The sequence below is a fragment of the Embleya sp. NPDC055664 genome (genome assembly GCF_053618075.1).
This window is the reverse complement of the sequence record NZ_JBSHGZ010000017.1, coordinates 173887-192694: the sequence shown is the minus strand read 5'-3', so window position 1 is coordinate 192694 and position 18808 is coordinate 173887. Positions and strand designations below refer to the sequence as shown.

At 73.9% G+C, this 18808-nt stretch carries 17 protein-coding genes; 5 read left to right on the top strand and 12 right to left on the bottom strand.

Translation table 11 applies throughout. The features are described from left to right. Window positions 1-156 precede the first annotated feature (156 nt). Both lanL and ACWGR4_RS26320 read left to right on the top strand, forming a co-directional pair. Window positions 157-2745 carry a class IV lanthionine synthetase LanL gene (lanL, locus tag ACWGR4_RS26325; protein WP_452128728.1) on the top strand — a complete coding sequence of 863 codons (2589 nt, stop codon included), beginning with the start codon at window positions 157-159 and terminating at the stop codon, window positions 2743-2745. 492 nt (window positions 2746-3237) lie between these two features. Next, on the top strand, window positions 3238-4125 hold the full coding sequence (locus ACWGR4_RS26320) for a hypothetical protein (RefSeq protein WP_452128727.1): 888 nt from the start codon (window positions 3238-3240) through the stop codon (window positions 4123-4125). Between the two features lie 30 nt (window positions 4126-4155). On the opposite strand, the gene ACWGR4_RS26315 is transcribed toward ACWGR4_RS26320, so the two are convergent. The 5 genes from ACWGR4_RS26315 to ACWGR4_RS26295 form a co-directional block, all read right to left on the bottom strand. Next, the gene (locus tag ACWGR4_RS26315) at window positions 4156-4611 is read right to left on the bottom strand and encodes a hypothetical protein (RefSeq protein WP_380003868.1); all 456 of its coding nucleotides are present in this window, start codon (window positions 4609-4611) and stop codon (window positions 4156-4158) included. Window positions 4612-4715: 104 nt separating this feature from the next. After that, on the bottom strand, window positions 4716-5129 hold the full coding sequence (locus ACWGR4_RS26310; protein ID WP_452128726.1) for a DUF4440 domain-containing protein: 414 nt from the start codon (window positions 5127-5129) through the stop codon (window positions 4716-4718). A gap of 136 nt (window positions 5130-5265) precedes the next feature. Then, window positions 5266-5943, bottom strand: a complete 678-nt coding sequence (locus tag ACWGR4_RS26305) for a response regulator (RefSeq protein WP_380003866.1) — start codon at window positions 5941-5943, stop codon at window positions 5266-5268. Then, window positions 5940-6770, bottom strand: coding sequence for a sensor histidine kinase (locus tag ACWGR4_RS26300; RefSeq protein ID WP_452128725.1), 831 nt, complete (start codon window positions 6768-6770; stop codon window positions 5940-5942). The genes ACWGR4_RS26305 and ACWGR4_RS26300 overlap by 4 nt, the downstream gene beginning before the upstream one ends. Continuing rightward, window positions 6689-7306: a hypothetical protein gene (locus ACWGR4_RS26295; protein ID WP_452128724.1), complete on the bottom strand. Its 618-nt coding sequence runs from the start codon at window positions 7304-7306 to the stop codon at window positions 6689-6691. The genes ACWGR4_RS26300 and ACWGR4_RS26295 overlap by 82 nt, the downstream gene beginning before the upstream one ends. A gap of 210 nt (window positions 7307-7516) precedes the next feature. On the opposite strand from ACWGR4_RS26295, the gene ACWGR4_RS26290 reads away from it, so the two are divergent. Then, window positions 7517-8257 (top strand): rhomboid-like protein, encoded by a 741-nt coding sequence (locus ACWGR4_RS26290; RefSeq protein WP_452128723.1) that lies wholly within the window; start codon window positions 7517-7519, stop codon window positions 8255-8257. A 32-nt stretch (window positions 8258-8289) separates the two neighbouring features. Here ACWGR4_RS26290 and ACWGR4_RS26285 read toward each other — a convergent pair whose 3' ends face one another. From ACWGR4_RS26285 to ACWGR4_RS26275, 3 genes are read right to left on the bottom strand one after another with little or no spacing between them, the layout of a single operon-like run. Then, window positions 8290-9387 (bottom strand): XdhC family protein, encoded by a 1098-nt coding sequence (locus ACWGR4_RS26285; RefSeq protein ID WP_380003863.1) that lies wholly within the window; start codon window positions 9385-9387, stop codon window positions 8290-8292. A gap of 6 nt (window positions 9388-9393) precedes the next feature. After that, window positions 9394-10563, bottom strand: a complete 1170-nt coding sequence (locus ACWGR4_RS26280) for a vWA domain-containing protein (RefSeq protein ID WP_452128722.1) — start codon at window positions 10561-10563, stop codon at window positions 9394-9396. A gap of 1 nt (window position 10564) precedes the next feature. Further along, window positions 10565-11467, bottom strand: a complete 903-nt coding sequence (locus tag ACWGR4_RS26275) for an AAA family ATPase (RefSeq protein ID WP_380003861.1) — start codon at window positions 11465-11467, stop codon at window positions 10565-10567. Between the two features lie 300 nt (window positions 11468-11767). Between ACWGR4_RS26275 and ACWGR4_RS26270 the strand changes: the two genes are divergently transcribed. Both ACWGR4_RS26270 and ACWGR4_RS26265 read left to right on the top strand, forming a co-directional pair. Further along, window positions 11768-13057 carry a sensor histidine kinase gene (locus ACWGR4_RS26270; RefSeq protein WP_452128721.1) on the top strand — a complete coding sequence of 430 codons (1290 nt, stop codon included), beginning with the start codon at window positions 11768-11770 and terminating at the stop codon, window positions 13055-13057. A 36-nt stretch (window positions 13058-13093) separates the two neighbouring features. Next, window positions 13094-13771: a response regulator gene (locus ACWGR4_RS26265; RefSeq protein WP_452128720.1), complete on the top strand. Its 678-nt coding sequence runs from the start codon at window positions 13094-13096 to the stop codon at window positions 13769-13771. 6 nt (window positions 13772-13777) lie between these two features. Here ACWGR4_RS26265 and ACWGR4_RS26260 read toward each other — a convergent pair whose 3' ends face one another. The 4 genes from ACWGR4_RS26260 to ACWGR4_RS26245 all read right to left on the bottom strand — a co-directional run bounded on the left by ACWGR4_RS26260 (window position 13778) and on the right by ACWGR4_RS26245 (window position 18553). After that, window positions 13778-14527 carry a nucleotidyl transferase AbiEii/AbiGii toxin family protein gene (locus ACWGR4_RS26260; protein WP_452128719.1) on the bottom strand — a complete coding sequence of 250 codons (750 nt, stop codon included), beginning with the start codon at window positions 14525-14527 and terminating at the stop codon, window positions 13778-13780. A gap of 120 nt (window positions 14528-14647) precedes the next feature. Continuing rightward, window positions 14648-16057 carry a YlbE family protein gene (locus ACWGR4_RS26255; protein ID WP_380003857.1) on the bottom strand — a complete coding sequence of 470 codons (1410 nt, stop codon included), beginning with the start codon at window positions 16055-16057 and terminating at the stop codon, window positions 14648-14650. Next, window positions 16054-17532: an FdrA family protein gene (locus ACWGR4_RS26250; protein WP_452128718.1), complete on the bottom strand. Its 1479-nt coding sequence runs from the start codon at window positions 17530-17532 to the stop codon at window positions 16054-16056. Before ACWGR4_RS26250 ends, ACWGR4_RS26255 begins: the two co-directional genes overlap by 4 nt. Further along, a complete protein-coding gene (locus ACWGR4_RS26245) occupies window positions 17516-18553 on the bottom strand; it encodes a DUF2877 domain-containing protein (RefSeq protein WP_452128717.1) in 1038 nt (345 codons plus the stop codon). Before ACWGR4_RS26245 ends, ACWGR4_RS26250 begins: the two co-directional genes overlap by 17 nt. Window positions 18554-18808: the final 255 nt, after the last annotated feature.

The following is an 18808-nucleotide window of genomic DNA, read 5'->3' as shown; positions in this document are numbered from 1 at the left end:
TCGATCCGGCCGCCCCGCACGGATCACGCATCCGCGCGGGGCGCGCGGTCCCGTACCGGGCACGCCGGCAGCTGACGACGCTCCCGAAGCGGGCGGGCGATCGTTCGGCGGACGGTGCGTTCGGAACCACCCGACCCGGAACGGCAAGGAGCGGACGTGGGCAAGGCGCGGGCGGTCCCCGACGGATCCGTGCAGGACCTGAGTCGGCGTCTGGACACGCTGATCGCCGGCCACGATCGACGTCACCGGGCGGACTCGGTCTGGCTCCACCTGTTCGATCCGCGGATGCCTCCGCTGGACCACGGGTGGAAGCTGCACGTCTCGACCCGCCCCGAGGACTTCGCCGAAACGCTGGACCTGCTGGTCCCGGTGCTGCTGCGGTACACCTGCCTGGCCAAGTTCGCGGCCGGCACCGCCGTGCTGGAGGAGATCAACGCGGGTGTCCGCGATCCCGCCCTCGTCGGCAAGGCGATCACCGTCTACCCGCGCGAGCGGGACGTGGCCGCGCTCGGCCGCGAACTCGCCGAGGTGCTGGCCGGTCGCGGCGGGCCGCGGGTGCTCGGCGACCGCCGGGTCCGCCCCGACGCCCCCGTCTATTACCGGTACGGGCCCTTCCGGGCGAGCGGCGGCGACGACGCGGCGCTGGTGATGACCGGCCCCGACGGGCAGCGCTTCCCGGGTCGGGCCACCGTGCGCTACCGGCAACCCCCTTGGGCCGCAGACCCGTTCGGCGCCGCCGCGCCCGCGCCGGGACGCACCGCCGGGCTGATCGGCGGCCGGTACCGGCTCACCGGCGGCATCGCCCGCTCCCCGCACGGCGACGTCTACCGCGCCCTCGACACCGCGACCGGCGACCGCGTCGTGGTCAAGCAGGCCCGGGCGTACGCCGGGGAGGACGGCGGCGGACTTGACGCCAGGGACCGCCTGCGGCACGAACGCGCGGTACTGGGCGCGCTGTCCGGTCTCGACGGCGTCCCCCGCGTGATCGACCACCTGCGGCACGGCGAGGACGAGTATCTGGTCACCACCGACTGCGGCCCCGGCGACCTGCGCCGCGACGTGCTCGCCCACGGCCCCTACCCGGGCGACGCCCGCTCCGGCCGGCGGATCTCCGAACTGGCCCGCCGGCTGCTCGCGGTGCTCGACGGCATCCACGAACGCGGCGTGGTGGTGTGTGACCTCAAGCCGGGCAACGTGGTGTTGGACGCCGACGGGAACGCCCGGATCGTCGACTTCGGGATCAGCGCGCTGGACACCCGCCGCCCGGCCGGCGGCACCCCCGGCTACACCCTGGCGCCCGATGCGGACGGCGGCTCGCCCGTCCCGGTCGACGACCTGTACGCGCTGGGCGCCACGCTGCACTACGCGCTGACCGGCCTGGACCCGGTGATCGTCGACCCCGATCCGGCGGTGAACCGGCATCGGACGCTCGCCTGCCTGGCCGCCGCGCTGCCCGGGGTCACCCATCGGCCGGTCCGGGCCATGGTGGCCGCGCTGCTCAGCCCGGATCCGGCCGAACGCTCCGCCTGCGCACGGCGGTTGCGGGCCGGGCGACCCGAACCGGTGCCCGGCCGCCGACTGCCGGCGCCGCCCCGGGTCACCCCCGCGCTCCTGGACGACGTGATCGGGCACACCGTCGCCGCCTGTGTCCGGGGTGTCGCCGACTGGCCCGCCGCCTCGGGCCCGCGTCCCGGTTCGACGCTGACGCTGTACGTGGGCGCCGCCGGCGTCGGCCTCGAACTGCTGCACCACACCGACCGCCCGGACGTCGCCGGCGCCGTCGCGCGCCTCGCCCACCGCACCGCGGCCCACCCCGAACTGGGCGAACTCTCCGACACGTTGTACACCGGCCGCACCGGCGTCGACCTCTTCCTCCGGGGCGCCGCCGACCTGCCGGGCGGTGCGCCGGCCCCGAACACGCCGACCGCGGCGAGGCCCTACGACGACACCGGCGACCAGATCGGCGGCGCGGCCGGCGGCGGTACCGGGCACCTGCTGCTGGCCGCGGCGGCGCGGGCGGCGGGCGACCCGGAGCGGGCGGGCGTCCACCTGGCCGCCGCCGCGGCGTGCGCCGGCATGCTGCCGGCCCGGCACGGCGAGCCCGAACCCGACGAACTCGGGCTGCCCCCGGCCTCCTCCCGCGCGGCCTACACCCACGGGTTCGCGCACGGCCGGGCCGGCATCGTGTACTTCCTCGACGCCTACCGACGCACCGACCCCGACGCGGGGCCGGCCGTACACGCCGCCGCCCGGGAGGGTCTGGCCGACCTCGCCGCGCGCACCCCCGACCTGCTCGCCTCGGCCGCCCTGCCCGGCGCCGCCCGGAACTTCGGGTCCTGGTGCCGCGGCATGGCCGGTATCGGTACGACGCTGATCGCCGCCGGAGTCGCGGATCGGGACCCGAAGCTGCTCGAACTCGGCCTGCGTTGCGCCCGGTTGTGCCATTCCCTCGCCCCGCGGATGAGCCTGGTGTCCCAGTGTTGCGGTCTGTCCGGCATCGGCGAACTGCTCGTGGACGCCGCCGTCGCGACCGGCGACGACGAACTGTGGCGGGCCGCCGAGGATGTGATCGGCCTGATCCTGGCCCGCAGCGGCGGCACCACCCGCCGCCCCCTGCTCCCGGACAACACCCGCGCCGCGTCGAGCCCGGCGTGGGGCACGGGCAGCGCGGGTGTGCTCTCCTTCCTCCGACGGGTGCAACAACGCGGCGGGCGGCGATTGTTGGCTCCGCCGACGGGCCCCTGAGCGGCGCGTTTGGTGGTGGCCTCCGGTTCGGGGTGGGTCCGAACCCACCCCGAAGGTGGGCGTTGGCCGGAGTGCTCGGGGGCGGCTCGGCCGGCTGGCGTCCGGGTATGCGATTTACTCAGAGCGCACTGCCAAATGCCCTCACTACAAAGCGACTTCGCGTGGTTACCCGGACCGGCGCGGGGATGTCGACGACCCGCCGGCGCCGATGGGGCCGGGCTGTCGCGGTGCCGGCCGGCGCGGCGGTGCTGCTGTTGCTCACGAGCGGCGCCGTGCCGGCGCAAGCGGCCGACGGGGCCGACGGGGCGCCCGCCGGGAGCCGGACGGCCGCCGGGAGCCTGAGCCGGGCCGACGCCGAGCGGGCTCCCGCGTACGGGCGGGGCAGCGTCGTCTCGGTGCGCCGCGTGGACGTCCTCGATCGGGACCGGGTCCGCGAGCAGTTGTCGCCGTACGACCTGGACGCGCCGGCAGCCGAATACGGCGTGGTCACCTATGTCGTGCTCTACCGCACGATCGACGCCGCCGCGCGGCCCGTCCGGGGAACGGGCCGACGACAATCGGGCGTTCCCGCTCTTCTACGCGGGCGCGGGCTACTTCACCGTGGCGCCGGACTACCTCGGCCTGGGTCTGGGTCCGGGCCGGCACCCGTACGACCATGCCGCGTCCGAGGCGTCGGCGTCCGTCGACCTGCTGCGCGCGGCGCGCGAACCGGCCCGGCGCGAGGGTGTCCGGCTCGACGAGCGGGTCCTGGACACCGGATTCTCCCAGGGCGGGCACGCCGCGATGGCGCTGGCCAAGGCCCTGGACGCGGGCGCCGATCCGCGGCTGAGCCTGGGCGGGCCGGCCCCGGCGAGCGGGCCCTACGACCTGGAGGGCGTGATGTTGCCGGCCGCCATGGGCACCACCGGCGACGCGCGCGCGGTCAATCTCGCGCTCGGCTATCCGGTCCTGGGCCGGAATGCGGCCCGCCCCCTGTACCGGCACCCCGAGGAGGTCTTCCTGCCGGACCAAGTGGATATCGTGCTGCGGCTGTTCGACGGGCGGCATACCGAGGCGCAGATCCTGGCCGGGCCGCCCGACCGTCGAGAGGCGCTGTTCCAGGCGGAGTTCCCGGCCGGCCGCAACGAGGCCGCCGGCCGCTTCCGCGCCGCGATGCGCGAGAACGACACGACCTGTGCGTGGCGCCCGCGTGTGCCCGTCGTGCTCTTCGGCGCCCGGGGTGACCGGGAGGTGCCGTTCGCCAACACCGAGAGTTGCGCCCGTACGCTGAGCGCACACGACGCGGACGTGCGGGTGACCGATCTCGGCGACATCGGGCACTATCCGTCCGGGATCGGCTCGGCGCCGCGCATCCTGGCGTGGTTCGCCGACCACACGTAGCTCGGCTCGGCCGCCCCGGCGACGGCGGGTTCAGCGCCGGACCAGGGCGGCCTGCGCGGCGGACAGCAGGGCCACGCGTAGTTGCTCCAGGTCGTCGAGAGGACCGTTTCGGCGCAGCTCGGCGACGAACGCGCGGGCCGCGTCGGTCACTTCGGCCGGCCCCTCCAACTGGAGTGCACCGAACGCCCGTTGCAACGCGGGCAGGTCGTCGTGGCCCCCGGTGTTGGTGCGGCGGGTCAGGATCACCGTCTCGGCCGCTTCGAGGAAGCGCAGGTAGGTCTGGCGGCGAACGTCCGTCAGTCGCTCCGCGCGCTGTTCGTCCAGCGTGGTGCGGACGGTCTCCAGGAGGGCATCGGCCTGCCGGTCGCCCGCGTGCCGGGCCGCGTCGGCCTGACGCATCCCGGCGCTGCGGGCGAACCAGCCGGTGATCAGGCCACCGGCGAGCGCCGACCCGGCCGCGAGCAGCGCGATTCCCCACTCACTCATGGATCACATTGTGACCGGCAGCCCCACCGGCCGCAGGCGGATTCCCCGATCCCTTGCCCGCGCCGTACCCGCATCCGGGCGCACCCGGCGGCCCCGCGTCGTGGTCACTCCACCCGGGTACCCTGCGCGCTGACCAGCGTCCATCCGCCGCCTCGGCCGGCCGGATCGGTGACGAAGACGTGGGTGTAGCGGCTGCGCGACATGAACGCCTCCCCCTCGAAGCGGCCGGACATCCGGGTACGCCCGATCACGATCGCCGTCGCGTCGAAGAACCGCACACTCGGCTCCTCCCCGTCCGCCCCGATCGCCTCGAACTCCAGCCGCCGCGACGCGATCAGCGAAACCAGGTCGGCCTTCGGAATCACCGATCCGGCCATGACGTCCACCAGCACGAAGTCGTCGGCCAACAATGCGTCCAGCGCGTCTTTGTCCGCTCGCACCAGTGCGTCGAAGAAGGCCAGATCCGCCCCGACCACCTCGCGCCCGTCGTGCGCGCCCACACCACTCGTCTCGGCCATCGCACCCACTCCCTCGTCGCCGTCGTCCCGCATGGGATCCCGACGCTAGACGTTGACGTCGGTGTCAACGCCAATCGGGAAACCGCGCACCGCACGTCGGCCGCACCGGGCCCGACGCGCCCCCACCGCCGTGCGCTCACGCCCGAGCCGTCGCCGAACCGCCCGTCAGCCCGTTCTCGTAGGCGGCGATGACCAGTTGGGCTCGATCCCGCGCGCCGAGTTTGGTCAGCAGTCGGCTGACGTGCGTCTTGACCGTGCCGACGGCGAGGAACAACTGCGCGGCGATCTCGGCATTGGACAGGCCGGTGGCGATCAGGTACAACACCTCGCGCTCGCGGTCGGTGACACTCTCCAGGCTCGCGAGCGGTTGCCGCCGTACGGCGGGGCGGCTGACGAACTCCTCGATCAGGCGCCGTGTCACCGGCGGCGCCAACAGCGCCTCGCCGGCGGCGATCACCCGGATCGCGGTCAGCAGTTCGGCCGGACGGGTGTCCTTGAGCAGGAATCCGCTCGCGCCCGCGCGCAACGCGCCGAACGCGTACTCGTCCAGCCCGAACGTGGTCAGGATCAGCACCCGAGGCCCGTGGGGACCGCCGTCGGCCATCACCTCGCGGGTCGCCTCGATGCCGTCGAGCAGCGGCATCCGCACATCCATCAACACCACGTCGGGACGGCTCTCCCGAATCAGCCGCACCGCCTCGCGCCCGTTGCCGGCCTCGCCGACCACGGTCAACTCCGGGTCGGAGTCGATCAGTACGCCGAATCCCGCGCGCACCAGGCTCTCGTCGTCGGCGACGAACACCCGAATCGTCACGCCGTCCCCATCTCCCCCGTGCCGAACGTGCCTGCGTACGCGGGCTGTTCCTCCGGCACCGGCAACCACGCCACGACCCGGAAGCCGCCCTCGGCGCGTGGTCCGACGCTCACCCGACCACCGTATAGGGCGGCCCGCTCGCGCATCCCGATCAGCCCGTGACCGGCCGGACGGTCCCACTTGCCGGCCGAACTCTCGGGATTCGCCGTGCCGTTCGGGACGGTCGCCGCTGTCGTGGCACCCGTCCCCTGCGAGTCCGCCGATCCCTTCGACGTCACCGAACGACGGGAAGCAGCCGAAACCACCGACCCCGGCTCGGCCTGCCCCGACTCCACCCGACCCACCCCGTCGTCGACGACCTCGATCCCGATCCCGGCGTCGTCGACCGACACCGTCAACCGGGCCCGGTCGGTCCCCGCGTGTTTGGCCACGTTGGTCAGCGCCTCCTGGACGATCCGATACGCCGCCCGGTCCAGCCCGTGCGGCAGTTCGTCGAGGCCACCGCTCACCGTGGCGTCGACCCGCACCCCGGCCTGGGCGCTGCGCGCGAGCAGCCCCTCCAGGTCGGCCAGCGCGCCGGGCGAATACTCCGCCGCGTCGCCGTCCCGGAGCAGCCCCACCAGTGACCGCAGTTCGACCAGCGCCGACCGGCTGACCTCCTCGATCGCCGCCAACGCGGCGGCGGCCTGGGCCGGCCGGGTGTGAATGACGTGGTTCCCGACACCGGACTGCACCGCGATGACGCTCAGGGTGTGCGCCACCACGTCGTGCAACTCGCGGGCGATGTCCAGGCGTTCCTCGGTGACCGCACGGCGCGCTCGAGCCACCTGAGCCGCCGCCCGCTCCTCCGCCTGGCGGCGCAGGCCCTCGTTGTGCGCGCGGCCTCTGGCCGCCGCCCACCCGGAGACCCACGCGGCGAACTGCACGATGACGATCTGAAGCCGATCATCGGTCGACCCGAAAGCTCCTGCATCACCAGGCAGGACGCCAACTCGCCCAGCAGGGAACCCCCCAGTACGAGTGCCGCCACCCGCCGCGAGCGAGCCTGTGCCCCGTAGGCGACCAGGACCGCGAGCATCCACACCGCCAGGAACCACGGTGTCGCCATCAACGGCGGCAGCAGCACGGACGTGGCGACCATCGCGGCGAGCGGCGCGAACCGGCGCAGCACGAATGCCCCCGCGAAGAGCCAGATCGTCACGAACACCACCGGTACGGGCAGGCATCCGTGCCACGTCAACGTGGAGACACCCAACGACAGGACCACGCCCAGCGCGCCGGCGATCGCCACGTCCACGGCCACGAGCAGCCGGCGACGCGGACCCTGCTTCGGGGTGTACGCCTGCGGCGTCGTCGAGTTCACGCATCGACGCTACGCGCGCAAGCAGGACGTGACTTCTGTCTCCGGGCCACCCTTCGCATCGTCCTCAGGTCGTAGCCGCGCCCCGCCATCCCCCGCGCGACAGACCCGCCGTGGTCTGTCGCCCGCCGGACGCGCCCGGGCCCGGCGAACTGCGAGGTTCGAGAGGCCGAACCCGCGCCGCCCTCCCACCGACTTCCCCATCGAGAGGAAGTGATCCCGATCGTCACGACCGAGCACCCGTACCGCGCCGAGTCCCCGGCCTCCGCGCCCGCCCGTGAGCCGACGCGGACCGCCGGCCGGCTCCGTCGCACAGTGGGCCGCCGGCCGCGCGCCCTGCTGCTGCCGATCGCCTACGTGTTGGCCGCAGGTGTGGTCACGGCCGTCCAGACCTGGGTACTCGGGCCGGAAGACCGCGCCGCGCTGGTCGACTGGGCCTCGACCAACCTCACCAACCTCCGCGGCCGACCGATCGAGTCACTGGCCGCCTCGGCGTTCGTACTCGAACCCGAGCGCTGGTCGCGCCTCGCCGTCACCGCCCTCGCCCTGACCACACTGACCGACCGCTTCGGCAACCGCCGAGCCGCCCTGATCGCAGCCACGGGACACGTGGTGGGCACGGCAATCGGCCAGAGCCTGTTGGCAATCCGCATCGCGCTCGGCCACGCCCCAGCCGACCTGCGCGGTATGCCCGACGTCGGCCCGTCCTACCTGCTGATCGCGGCACTGGCGGCGGTAGCCCTGTACGGCCGACGGCCCATGGCGCGGGTGCCGGCGATCGTCATGTCGTCCGTCGAGGGCCTGTCCTGGCTCCACGGAATCACCGATGCGGACGTCACGGCCATCGGACACCTGACCGCATTCACCACCGGCGCCCTCATCGGCGGCGTCCTGGCACTCCGGAGCCGGGCCGCTCGTGGCACCGGACCATCGGCCGAACCTTTCGATGGCTGAACCCGCCCGGCGCGGGCTCAGGGGCACGGGGGTCAGCGGTGGATGCGGCCTGTGGTGAGGGACAAGGGGCGGGTGGTGCCGCCGTGGTGGGATCGGATGATCTCGGCCAGTACCGCGATGGCGGTTTCCTGGGGGGTGCGGGCGCCCAGGTCGAGGCCGATGGGGGAGTGCAGGCGCTCCAGTTCCGCCTCGGTCATCCCCGCCTCGCGCAGTCGCAGCAGTCGGTCCTCGTGGGCGCGGCGGCTGCCCATCGCGCCCACGTAGCCGACCGGCATCCGCAACGCCCGGACCAGAACCGGCACATCGAACTTCGGGTCGTGGGTGAGTACGCAGATCGCGGTGCGCGCGTCGACCCGGGTGTCCGCCAGGTAGCGGTCCGGCCAGTCCACGACCAGCTCGTCCACGCCGGGGAAGCGGTCCGCGGTGGCGAACACCGGCCGGGCGTCGCACACGGTCACCCGGAACCCGGCGAACGCGCCCGCCCGGGCCACCGCCACCGCGTAGTCGTTGGAGCCGAACACCAGCAGGCGCGGGCGCGGCACGTGCGAGCGGACGAAGACCACCTCGTCCTGCCGCACCCCCAGCGCCTGGACCGGAACCAGCCCGTCGCCGTCCGAGCCGGCCAGCGTGGTGCGGTCGGCGTCCAGCATCGCGCGTATGGAGGCCGTCCGCGGGTCGTCCCCGTCGCCCTCGTCCGGGCCGACCAGCACCCGCGTGCCGAGTCTCTCCGGCGTGGGGGTGGAGACCACCGTCGCCACCGCGATCGGGCGGCCCTCGCGCAGCGCGGCGATCAGCTCGGGGAATTCCGGGAAGCGGCTCGGGTCGACCGGCTCGACGTACACCTCCAGGGTGCCGCCGCAGGTCAGGCCCACCATCAGCGCGTCGTCGTCGCTGATCCCGTAGGCCGCGGTGCGCGGTCGGCCGTCCTCGACGACCTCCAGGGCCAGCTCGTACACCGCCCCCTCGACGCACCCGCCCGACACGCTGCCGAGTGCCACGCCGTCGGCGGAGACGGCCATCACCGCGCCGGCGTCGCGCGGCGCGCTGCGCAGCGTGGACACCACCGTGGCCAGCGCGAAGGTGCGTCCGGTCCGATACCACGCCTCGAGGTGGTCGAGCAGTTCACGCACGGCCGATCACCGGGCCCCTCGCTCGTCGACCAGCAGTGCACACAGTTCCTCCAGGGCGGCCAGGCTGTGCCCGGCGACAAAGTCGTCAACGTACGGGAGGGCCGCGGCCATACCCGCCGCAAGGGGTTGATACCCATCCCGGGCCCGGTGCGGATTGACCCAGATCACCCGATGCGCGAGCCGGTGCAGTCGGGCCATGGCCACCGCCAGCGGCTCCGGATCGCCGCGTTCCCAGCCGTCGGAGGCGATCACCACCACGGCGCCCCGGGCCACGCCCCGCCGACCCCAGTGGGTCAGAAACGTGTGCAACTGGTCGCCGAGCCTCGTGCCGCCGCTGAAATCGGGCACCACGGCGGATGCGGCGGCCAGCGCCCGATCCGGGTCGGCGTGGCCCAGCTCGCGACTGATCCGGGTCAGCCGAGTGCCTACGGTGAACACCTCGGTGCCCCGACGCCGGCGCACCGCGGCGTGGCCGAGCCGCAACAACGCGTCCGCGTACGGTGCCATCGAGCCGCTGACGTCCAGGAGCAGCACCAGGCGGCGCGGTCGCACCGTGCGCGCTGCCCGGTGCAGCCGGTCCAACTCGCCGGTGCGCAGCGCGGCCCGCACGGTGCGGGTGCGGTCGATCCGGCCGTGTCGGGCCGGGCGGCGGCGCCGGGTGCGGCGGGTGGGCGCGGCCGGGCGCAGCAGCGCGAGCAGTCGGCGCAGTTCGGCGCGCGCGGCCGGGTCGAGCGAGGCGATGTCGCGCCGGCGCAGGATCTCGGTCCGGTCCGCGGCGGCCACCCGCGCCTCCCCGTCCCGCTCGTCGCCCCGCGGCGGGGCGGACGCGGTGTCCGGCACACCCACCGCGCGCTCGACGTCCACGCGCGGCCGGCGGCGGCCCGGCACGGGCTGTTCGGCGCCGAAGTACGCCGCGAACGCGGCGTCGTAGCGGGCCAGTTCCTGCGGCGCCGAGCACAGCGCGAGCCGCCCGGCCCAGTAGGTGTCCTCGCGCCGATCGGCGCCCAGTTCGGCGGCGGCGGCCAGGAACACCCGTACCCGCTCGGGATCGGCCGCGACCCCGGCGGCCCGCACCGTGCGGGCGAATCCGACCAGGACCTCCATCCCGTCCCGGCGGGTCGGCGCGTTCGCCGCGGCGCGCAGCGTGGCGGCGTCCAGGGGGCTGCGCGCGCTCATCTCAGCCGCCCACCACGAGCAGCCGGTCGAACCCGGCCGCCCGTACGCTCTCCAGGTCCTCGCGGTGCTTGAGCACCGCGCCCAGGGTGCGGGCGGCGGCCTCCGGGTCCAGTTCTCGCACGCCCAGCACGAGCAGCGCGCCCGCCCAGTCCAGGGTCTCCGCGACGCCGGGCGGCTTGACCAGGTCGGCCGCGCGCAGCCGGCCCACCGCGCGCACCACGTCCTCGGCCAGCCGCGTGCTCACCTCGGGCAGCCGGCGGCGCACGATGGCCACCTCGCGGGCGTGGTCGGGGTGGTCCAGCCAGTGGTAGAGGCAGCGCCGCTTGAGCGCGTCGTGCAGTTCGCGGGTGCGGTTGGAGGTGAGCACCACCAGCGGCGGCACCGTCGCGGCGATCCGCCCCAACTCGGGCACCGTCACCGCGAAATCGGACAACACTTCGAGGAGGAACGCGTCGAACTCGTCGTCGGCCCGATCCACCTCGTCCACGAGCAGCACCGCCGGCGACGCCTCGATCGCCGCCAGCACCGGCCGCGAGATCAGATAGCGCCGGTCGTACAGCCCGGCCTCCAGCGTCGCGGCGTCGCTCTCCCCCGCCGCGCCGGCCGCCCGCAGGTGCAACATCTGGCGCGGGAAGTCCCAGTCGTAGAGCGCCTGCGAGGCGTCCAGGCCCTCGTAGCACTGGAGCCGGAACAACGGTACGGCGAACGCCTGTGCGAGGGCCCCGGCGAGTGCGGTCTTGCCCACGCCGGGCTCGCCCTCGACCAGCAGCGGGCGGCCCATCCGCAGCGCGAGAAACGCGGCGGTACCGACACCGTCCCCGGCCAGGTAGTCCACGCCGTCCAGACGCGCGGCCACCGCGTCCGGCCCGTCGACGTCCTCGCCGCCCCACCACGCCTGCGCCACGCCCACACCTTTCGCCACACCCGTAACGCCCGGGCGGGGGGCACTCGGCGTCGCCCCGCCCGAACGATCGGTGTTCAGTACACGCTGTACCAGCCGCACTCTCGACGGCAACATGTGCCAAAGAGCGGCCCGATCCCTGTCATCCTTACCTGCCCGAATCGGGCCGTGCCGACGCGGAACCCGCCACTGCTCTCCCCGGGGCCTCCCGAGACCCCCGCCCCCGACCTACAACCAGCGCGGTATGCGCACCTGGACCGCCGGTTCGACGACACGGCGTCGCCTGCGGGCTACGCTGCGCCGATGCGGGCCCGAACGGTGTGGAAGAGATTGCCCGCCGGCGTTCCTCCGCGAGCCGTGGACGTGACGCTGGCGGTCGCCGACATGGTGGTCAGCCTGTTGCTGGCGCGCGAGGACCCGACCGGGAACTGGCGGCATACCGACACATTCGGTTTCGTCCTGATCGTCCTGATCAATCTCCCCCTCCTGGTCCGCCGGCGCGCCCCCGTCGCCGTGCTGTTCGTGATGCTCGCGCTCCAGATCTGGTTCATCGCCCTGGGTTACTGGCCGGTGGTGAACTCCCTGGGTTCGCTGCTCGCGCTGTACACGGTCGCCTCGCATCGGCCCGTGCGGATCGCGGCGGTGGCGATCGCCGCCGTGGGCGCCACCTGGATCTACGCCGGCCTCGCCGCCGACGGCGGCTCGATGGTCACCGTCGTCGCGCAGATCCTGACCGTTCCGCCCGTTGTCTGCTGGTTCGGCACGGCCGCCCGTCGACTGGGCGAACGCAACGCGCAGTTGGCGCTGTTGACCGCCAAGCTGGCCCGCGAACAGGAGGCGCGGGCGCGGCGCGCGGTCACCGACGAGCGGGTGCGCATCGCGCGCGAACTGCACGACGTGGTCGCCCACCACGTCTCGGTGATCTCGGTACAGGCCGGGCTGGCCGAGTATGTGATCAGCTCCGATCCGCCCACCGCCCAGGCGGCGTTGCACACCATCGGGGAGACCACCCGCGAGGCGCTGGACGAGATGCGCCGGATGTTGCTGCTGCTGCGCGCCGATCCCGAGGACATGGACGCCGTGTGCGTGCCCGGCCCGGACCGACCCGCCGCCGACGACACCATGGACCCGGCGCCCGGCCTGGCCCGCCTCGACGACGTGGTGCGCCGAATCCGGGCGGCGGGGGTGTCGGTGGACATCCGACGGGTCGGCATCGCCCGTCCGCTCTCGCCCGGCGTCGAGTTGTGCGCGTACCGGATCGTCCAGGAGGCCCTGACCAACGTGCTCAAACACGCCCGCACCGCGCGGGTGGAACTGACGGTGGAGTACGAACCCACCCGACTGCGCATAGCGGTGTGCGACGACGGCGGGGAACCCGACCCCGACGCGACCCCACAGACCCGGAATTCGGGCAGAATCGGGGGCGCGTCCGGACACGGCCTGATCGGCATGTCCGAGCGCGCCAGGCTCTACGGCGGGACGTTCTCCGCCGAACCGCGCCCGGAAGGAGGGTTCGAGGTCGGCCTCGTCCTGCCCATCCCGGCCGAGCCCGGCACGTCGGGCGGCAAGGTCGGGGGCACGGGCGACACGTAGGTCGCCTCGGACCGACGTGACGGAAGGAACGACGGGGTGACCAAGGTACTTGTGGTGGACGACCAGGTCCTGATCCGGGCGGGTCTGGCCGCCCTGTTACGCGCGGCCCCCGGCATCGACGTGGTGGGCGAGGCGTCCGACGGGGCCGAGGCCGTGGACATGGCGGCGAAGCTGCGACCCGAACTGATCCTGATGGACATCCGGATGCCCGGGGTGAGCGGCGTGGTCGCCACGGAACGCATCCTCGCCGCCGCCGAGGGCAACCCGCCCCGGATCGTCATGCTGACCACCTTCGACCTGGACGAGTACGTCTACGCCGCCCTGCGCGCCGGCGCCTCCGGGTTCCTGCTCAAGGAGATCGGCCCGCAACGACTGCTCGCCGCGATCGACGCGGTGATGGCCGGCGACATGCTCTTCGCGCCCAGCGTCACCCGGCGACTGATCGAGACGTACGTGGCAGCCGCGCCCGCCTCGCCGGACGCCGACGTGCCGCCGGCCCTGGACGCGCTGACCGGACGGGAGTTGGAGGTGCTGCGCCTGGTCGGCAAGGGCCTTGCCAACACCGAGATCGCCGGCACGCTCGTGGTCACGGAGTCCACCGTCAAGACCCACTTCAACCGGGCGCTGGCCAAGCTGAACCTGTCCAGCCGGGCGCAGGCGGTGGTGTTGGCGTACGAGACGGGGTTGGTCACACCCGGGGGCCGGCGGTCCTGAGGCGGCTCACGCGTCCTCGTCACCTTCGGTCGCCGCCGTCGCCGGCTCGGCGAGTCGCGCGAGTTTCGCCAAGACCTCCGGGTCGAGCGCGGCGGCGATCGGGCGGCTGCCACGGGCGGACAGTTCGGCGAACCAGCCCTGGAAGTACGCACGCACCGCGTCGGCCTGCGCGGCGGTGTACCCGAGTCGGCGGAAGTCCGCGTCCTCGCGCTCGGTGACGTGCTTGAACCCGGTCAGGAAGTCCGCGGCGCGCAGTTCGGGGTCGTAGGCCAGCGCCAGTTCGAGCAGCCGCCCGGTGTCGTAGCCGGCGGAGAGCGCGAACACGTCGAAGGCGTCCCGGAGTTCGGCCCGCGACCCCAGGGTGACCACTTTCGCGGCGGCGAGGTCGTCGGGATGCAGCACGGGGACGTCGCCCACCACGACCGGCTCGTGCCGACGCGGCCCGACGTACAGGCTCACCGGGATCGCCCGCTTGGCGCCCGGCGCCCGGACGTTGAGCCGGACCCGGGTCTTGCCGGCCGCCTTGCCGTCGACGCCCACGCCGAACCCCGCCTCGGTCAACGCGGCCACGATCGCGGCCCGCGCGGCCCCGAGCCGCTTGCCGTCACGCGCGGCCAGGGCGAGGTCGACGGTGTCACCGTCCCGCTCCACGAGCCCGTGCCGCGCCAACCCCCGACTGCCGCCCAGGGCAACCCCGAAGGGCTCGCCGGCGGTCGCGGCGATGCGGATGATCTGCTCTTCGGGGGTGTGCGGCACGGTGTCGAATCCTCGCGTTTCGGGACTCACAGCGTACGCGGAGACCGGCGCGGGGGCTGCCGGGACCCGAAAGGGCCCGCCGCGCGGGAGCTTGCGTGGCGGGCCCTCTCCGGTTGCGGGTCAGGCGAGTGGTGGGGCCGCTTCCGACAGGGCCTCGATGGCCGCGGTGAAGCAGGATGCCGGAGGGGTTACCAGGCCGGCGCCGACCTGGCCGGTGCCGGCCACCTTGCCGGCGATGCCGGTGTTGATCTGGGGCAGGATGCCGGTGCGGACGACCTTGGTGACGTCGATGCCCGTGGGTGTGCCGCGGAAGTCGAGGACCGGGATCTGGTAGGCCGGGTTCTCCGCCAGCGTGATCTCGTACATCCGCCGCGTCGCGGCGAGTGCGTCGTCGACCTCGCCGCCGATGAAGCGCACGATCGCCGGCGCCGCCGCCATCGCGAAGCCGCCGATGCCGGCCGTCTCGGTGATCGCCGAGTCGCCGATGTCCGGGTTGGCGTCGTCGGGGCCGTAGGCGCCCAGGTACAGGCCGTCCGGCACCTCGGCCGGGCCGGTGTACCAGCGGTCGCCGGTGCCGGAGACCTGGATGCCGAAGTCGGTGCCGTTGCGGGCCATCGCCACCACGAGCGAGGAGCCCGGTACGTCCCGGCCCGCATCCATGGCCAGCTTGCACGCCGGCATGTCCAGGTTCAGGAAGAAGTGGTCGTTGCCGCCGACGAAGCGGGCCGCCTCGGCGATGTCCTTGGTCGGCGCGCCGCTGTCGACCATGCTGGGCAGCAGTTCGCGCAGGAGCATGAGCGTGCCCGCGCGGTTGCGGTTGTGGCCCTCGTCGCCCATCTGGAGCATCTGCGCGATGATCGCGCGGATGTCGATCGGCTCACCCGCGCGCACCGCGGTGCGCAGCAGCGGGCCGAGCACCGCCGACATCCACTGCAGCCGCTCGATCACCTCGGGCCCGTACGCGCCGTAGCGCAGCACCTTGCCCAGGCCCTCGTTCAGCGAGCACCAGGCGCGGGTGCCGTGCGTGGTGTCCTCCAGCTCGAACATCCACATCGACGGGCTGACCACGCCCGCCATCGGCCCCACCGCGTGATGGTGGTGGCAGGAGTCCAGCTCGGCGTGCCCGTCGGCGAGGAACTTCTCCGCCGCCTCGGGGGTGTCGGCCAGGCCCTCGAAGAGCACCGCGCCGATCAGCGCGCCGCGCATCGGCCCGGACGCCCGCGCCCAGTCGATCGGCGGCCCCGCGTGCCGGAACTGACCCGCCGTCAGGCCCAGTGCCTCGCTCGCCGGCTTGACGTCGACCAGGTGCGGCGTCGACGCCAACACCCGCTCGATCGCGACCTTGTTGGCCGCGTCGCGCCGCTCGTCGGCGAGTACGCGGGCCAGCGCGTCGGAGGTGCCGGGCAGCGGCGGGCGCCAGTCGACGGCGGTCACGGGGACGGCCTGCGCGGCGAGCGCGTCGGCGAGCAGTTCGGCGCCGACCGCGACCACCGACGGGTCCTGGGTGAGAAGACGGTTGGGAGCGCTCACGCGTCGAGCCCTTCTACGATCGCCACGGCGCGCCGGGCGGCCTCGGCATTGGACAGGTGGACCTCGGCGCCGGCGTCGGCCAGCGTGCGGGCCTGGGCCTCCAGGTCCTGCGGGTCCAGGTCGGTTCCGCACAGCGAGATCAGTACGACGGGCGCGTCGGGGCCGGCCGTGCGCAACACCGCGGCCAGGTCGGCGGCCGGGTCGGCGTGTGCGCCGTGGCCGAGTACGACGTCCAGGAGCAGCACCGCGGCGGCCGGGTCGGCCAGTTCCTCGGCGAGGCGTTCCAGGCGCAGGCTCGGGTCGATCATCGGGTGCGGGCGACCCGCGGTCAGGCCGTCGTCGCCGAAGTCGATCATCAGGTGGCCGGCCGCGTGCATGTCGGCGGGCAGCGCCCACTCGGGCCGCAGCGGGATGTTGGACGCGACCGGTCCGAGCCGGTCGGCGGCGATGATCATCGCCTCGTCGCACAACGTGCCGCCGCAGAACAGCCCGCGCAGCGCGCCGGTACGCGGCGTGCGCGGCGACTCGGGCAGCCACACCCGGTCCTCGACGCCGGCGTGGCCGATCGCGGCGAGCGCCTTGGTGGCGGCGGCCGTCAGGTCGTCCCGGCCCTGCCCGAGGAAGGCCAACTGCACCGGCGTGCTCAGGGTCGCGGCATAACGCTCGACCTCGGCGGCCACCGCGTCGGCCGGCGGCTTGGACACGACCACGATCAGCTCGGTGTTCGGGTCGGCGTCCAGCATGGCCAGCGCCTGGAGCGTGGAGCGGGCGCCGACGGCCTCGCTCAGGTCGCGTCCGCCCACGCCGAGGCAGTGGCTGACCCCGCTGCCGGCCGCGTGCAGCAGGCACATGAGTTCCTGCGAGCCGGTGCCGGAGGCGGCCACGATGCCGATCGGGCCACCGCGCACGGTGTTGGCGAAGCCCAGGCCGACGCCGCCGACCAGCGCGGTGCCGCAGTCCGGGCCCATCACGAGCAGGCCGCGCTCGCGGCCCATGTCCTTGAGCCGGATCTCCTGCTCGACCGGCACGTTGTCGCTGAAGATCAGCACGTCCAGGCCCGCTTCCAGGGCGTCGACGGCCTCGGCGAAGGCGTGCGGTCCGGGGACCGAGATCAGCGCCAGGGTGGCGTCGGTGCCGGAGGCGGCGGCGGTGCGGATCGTGCGCGGCGGCACGCCGGCGGCCGCGCCGATCCCGCCGCCACCGCCGGTGGACAGCTCCAGGGACGTCTCCAGGACCGCCTTGGCACGGCTCAGCGCGTCCTCGTCCTCGGCCCGGATCGCCACGATCAGGTCGTTGGGTCCGGCGCCGTCGGGGGTTTCGAAGCCCATGCCCGCCAAGAGGCCGACGTTGAGTTCGGTCGCCATGGCGACGAGCGCCTTGGTCACCCCGTCCACCGCGGATACCGATCGGCTCACCTGCATCAGGCTGACCGAGTCTCGGTATGTTCCGCGGCGCAGCTCAAGCGCGCTGCTCACGGGCGCTCCTTCCTTCGGGGTACGGGAGTTTCGGGTGCGGGAGTTTCGAGTGCGGGAGTTTCGGGTGCGGGAGTTTCGGGTGCGGGAGTTTCGGGTGCGGGGGTTCGGCCGGCGCGGCGCCCGTGCGCATCGCCTCGGCGCCGGCGAGCACGCCGAGGGCGAGGTCCGCGCCGGAGGTGTGACCCACCGTCAGCAGGCGGCGCAGGCACGGGAGTACGTCGGTGTCGCGGCCCATCGCGCCGATCAGGTCGATCAGTTGTGTACAGCCGTCGCCGCGGGCGGCGTGGCCGAGCAGCGCGGCGGACAGGTCGGTGGTGCGGCCCGGGGCGTGTGCGGCGACGCGGGCGCCGAGGGTGTGCGCGTGCCGGGCACCGGCCGCGCCGGGGTCGAGGTGGCGCAGCGCGAGCAGGAAGCCGCAGAGCGCGTCGTCGCCGCTGGGGGTCAGCCCGGGCCCGAGCCCGATCAGGCGCAGCGCGGCGCCGGCGGCCCGTTCGGGGTCGGCGTACGCGTACCGGCTCAGCTCGGCCAGATCGGCCCGGGCGCCGGCGGGCAGCCCGGTGGCGGCGGTGTCCAGCGCGGCGCACAGGGTCGTCACACCGTGGGCGCGGGTACGCACGTCACCGGGCACGGGCGGACGCGGCGGCGTCCACCACCGGACCACGTCCACCCGCAGCGGCCCGAGGCCGACCGCGCCCCCGCCGATCCGCGCGTCGGCGGAACCGGCCGACACCGGAAACGGCGACCGCTCGGTCCGCGCGGCGAGCACGACGGCATTCGGCAGCCGCACGGCGTCGTGCGTACACACCGTCACGACCTCCCCGGAGTCGACATCGGCCAGGTACAGCGCGGCCGGAAACACCCCGAGCACCCGAGCGGCCCGCTCGGGCCCCGCCAACACCGCCCGCAACACCGTCGACGCCGACCCGGGCACGGACACCGGGCCCACCGACGCGGCAGCGCCCGCCGGCGTCACCGCACCCACCGGCACCGGCACACGGCTCACCTCTCCCGGGTCTGCCACGGTCGTGCCTCCCGGTGCGAGCGATGCGAAGCGATGCGGTGCAGTGCGATGCGGTCCGAAGCGGCTGCCGTATACGTCGGAAACGGTACGAAGTCACCCGTGGACACGGTGTGCCCGTGACGCCGGAGGCTCGAGTGCACCGGTGGGGCGTCTTGTCCGAACCGATTTGAATCGGACCGGCTCTATGTCTGTTGTGAACGTAATCCAATGGCTATGGTCCTCGAATGGAGCAAGTTGCCAACCTTGGCGCACTTA

Coding starts and splice junctions, on each gene's coding strand:
- ACWGR4_RS26280 (WP_452128722.1), bottom strand. CDS start 10,563: ATGAGCGCGCGCAGCCCCCTGGACGCCGCCACGCTGCGCGCCGCGGCG.
- ACWGR4_RS26310 (WP_452128726.1), bottom strand. CDS start 5,129: ATGGCCGAGACGAGTGGTGTGGGCGCGCACGACGGGCGCGAGGTGGTC.
- ACWGR4_RS26315 (WP_380003868.1), bottom strand. CDS start 4,611: ATGAGTGAGTGGGGAATCGCGCTGCTCGCGGCCGGGTCGGCGCTCGCC.
- ACWGR4_RS26270 (WP_452128721.1), top strand. CDS start 11,768: ATGCGGGCCCGAACGGTGTGGAAGAGATTGCCCGCCGGCGTTCCTCCG.
- ACWGR4_RS26320 (WP_452128727.1), top strand. CDS start 3,238: ATGTCGTGCTCTACCGCACGATCGACGCCGCCGCGCGGCCCGTCCGGG.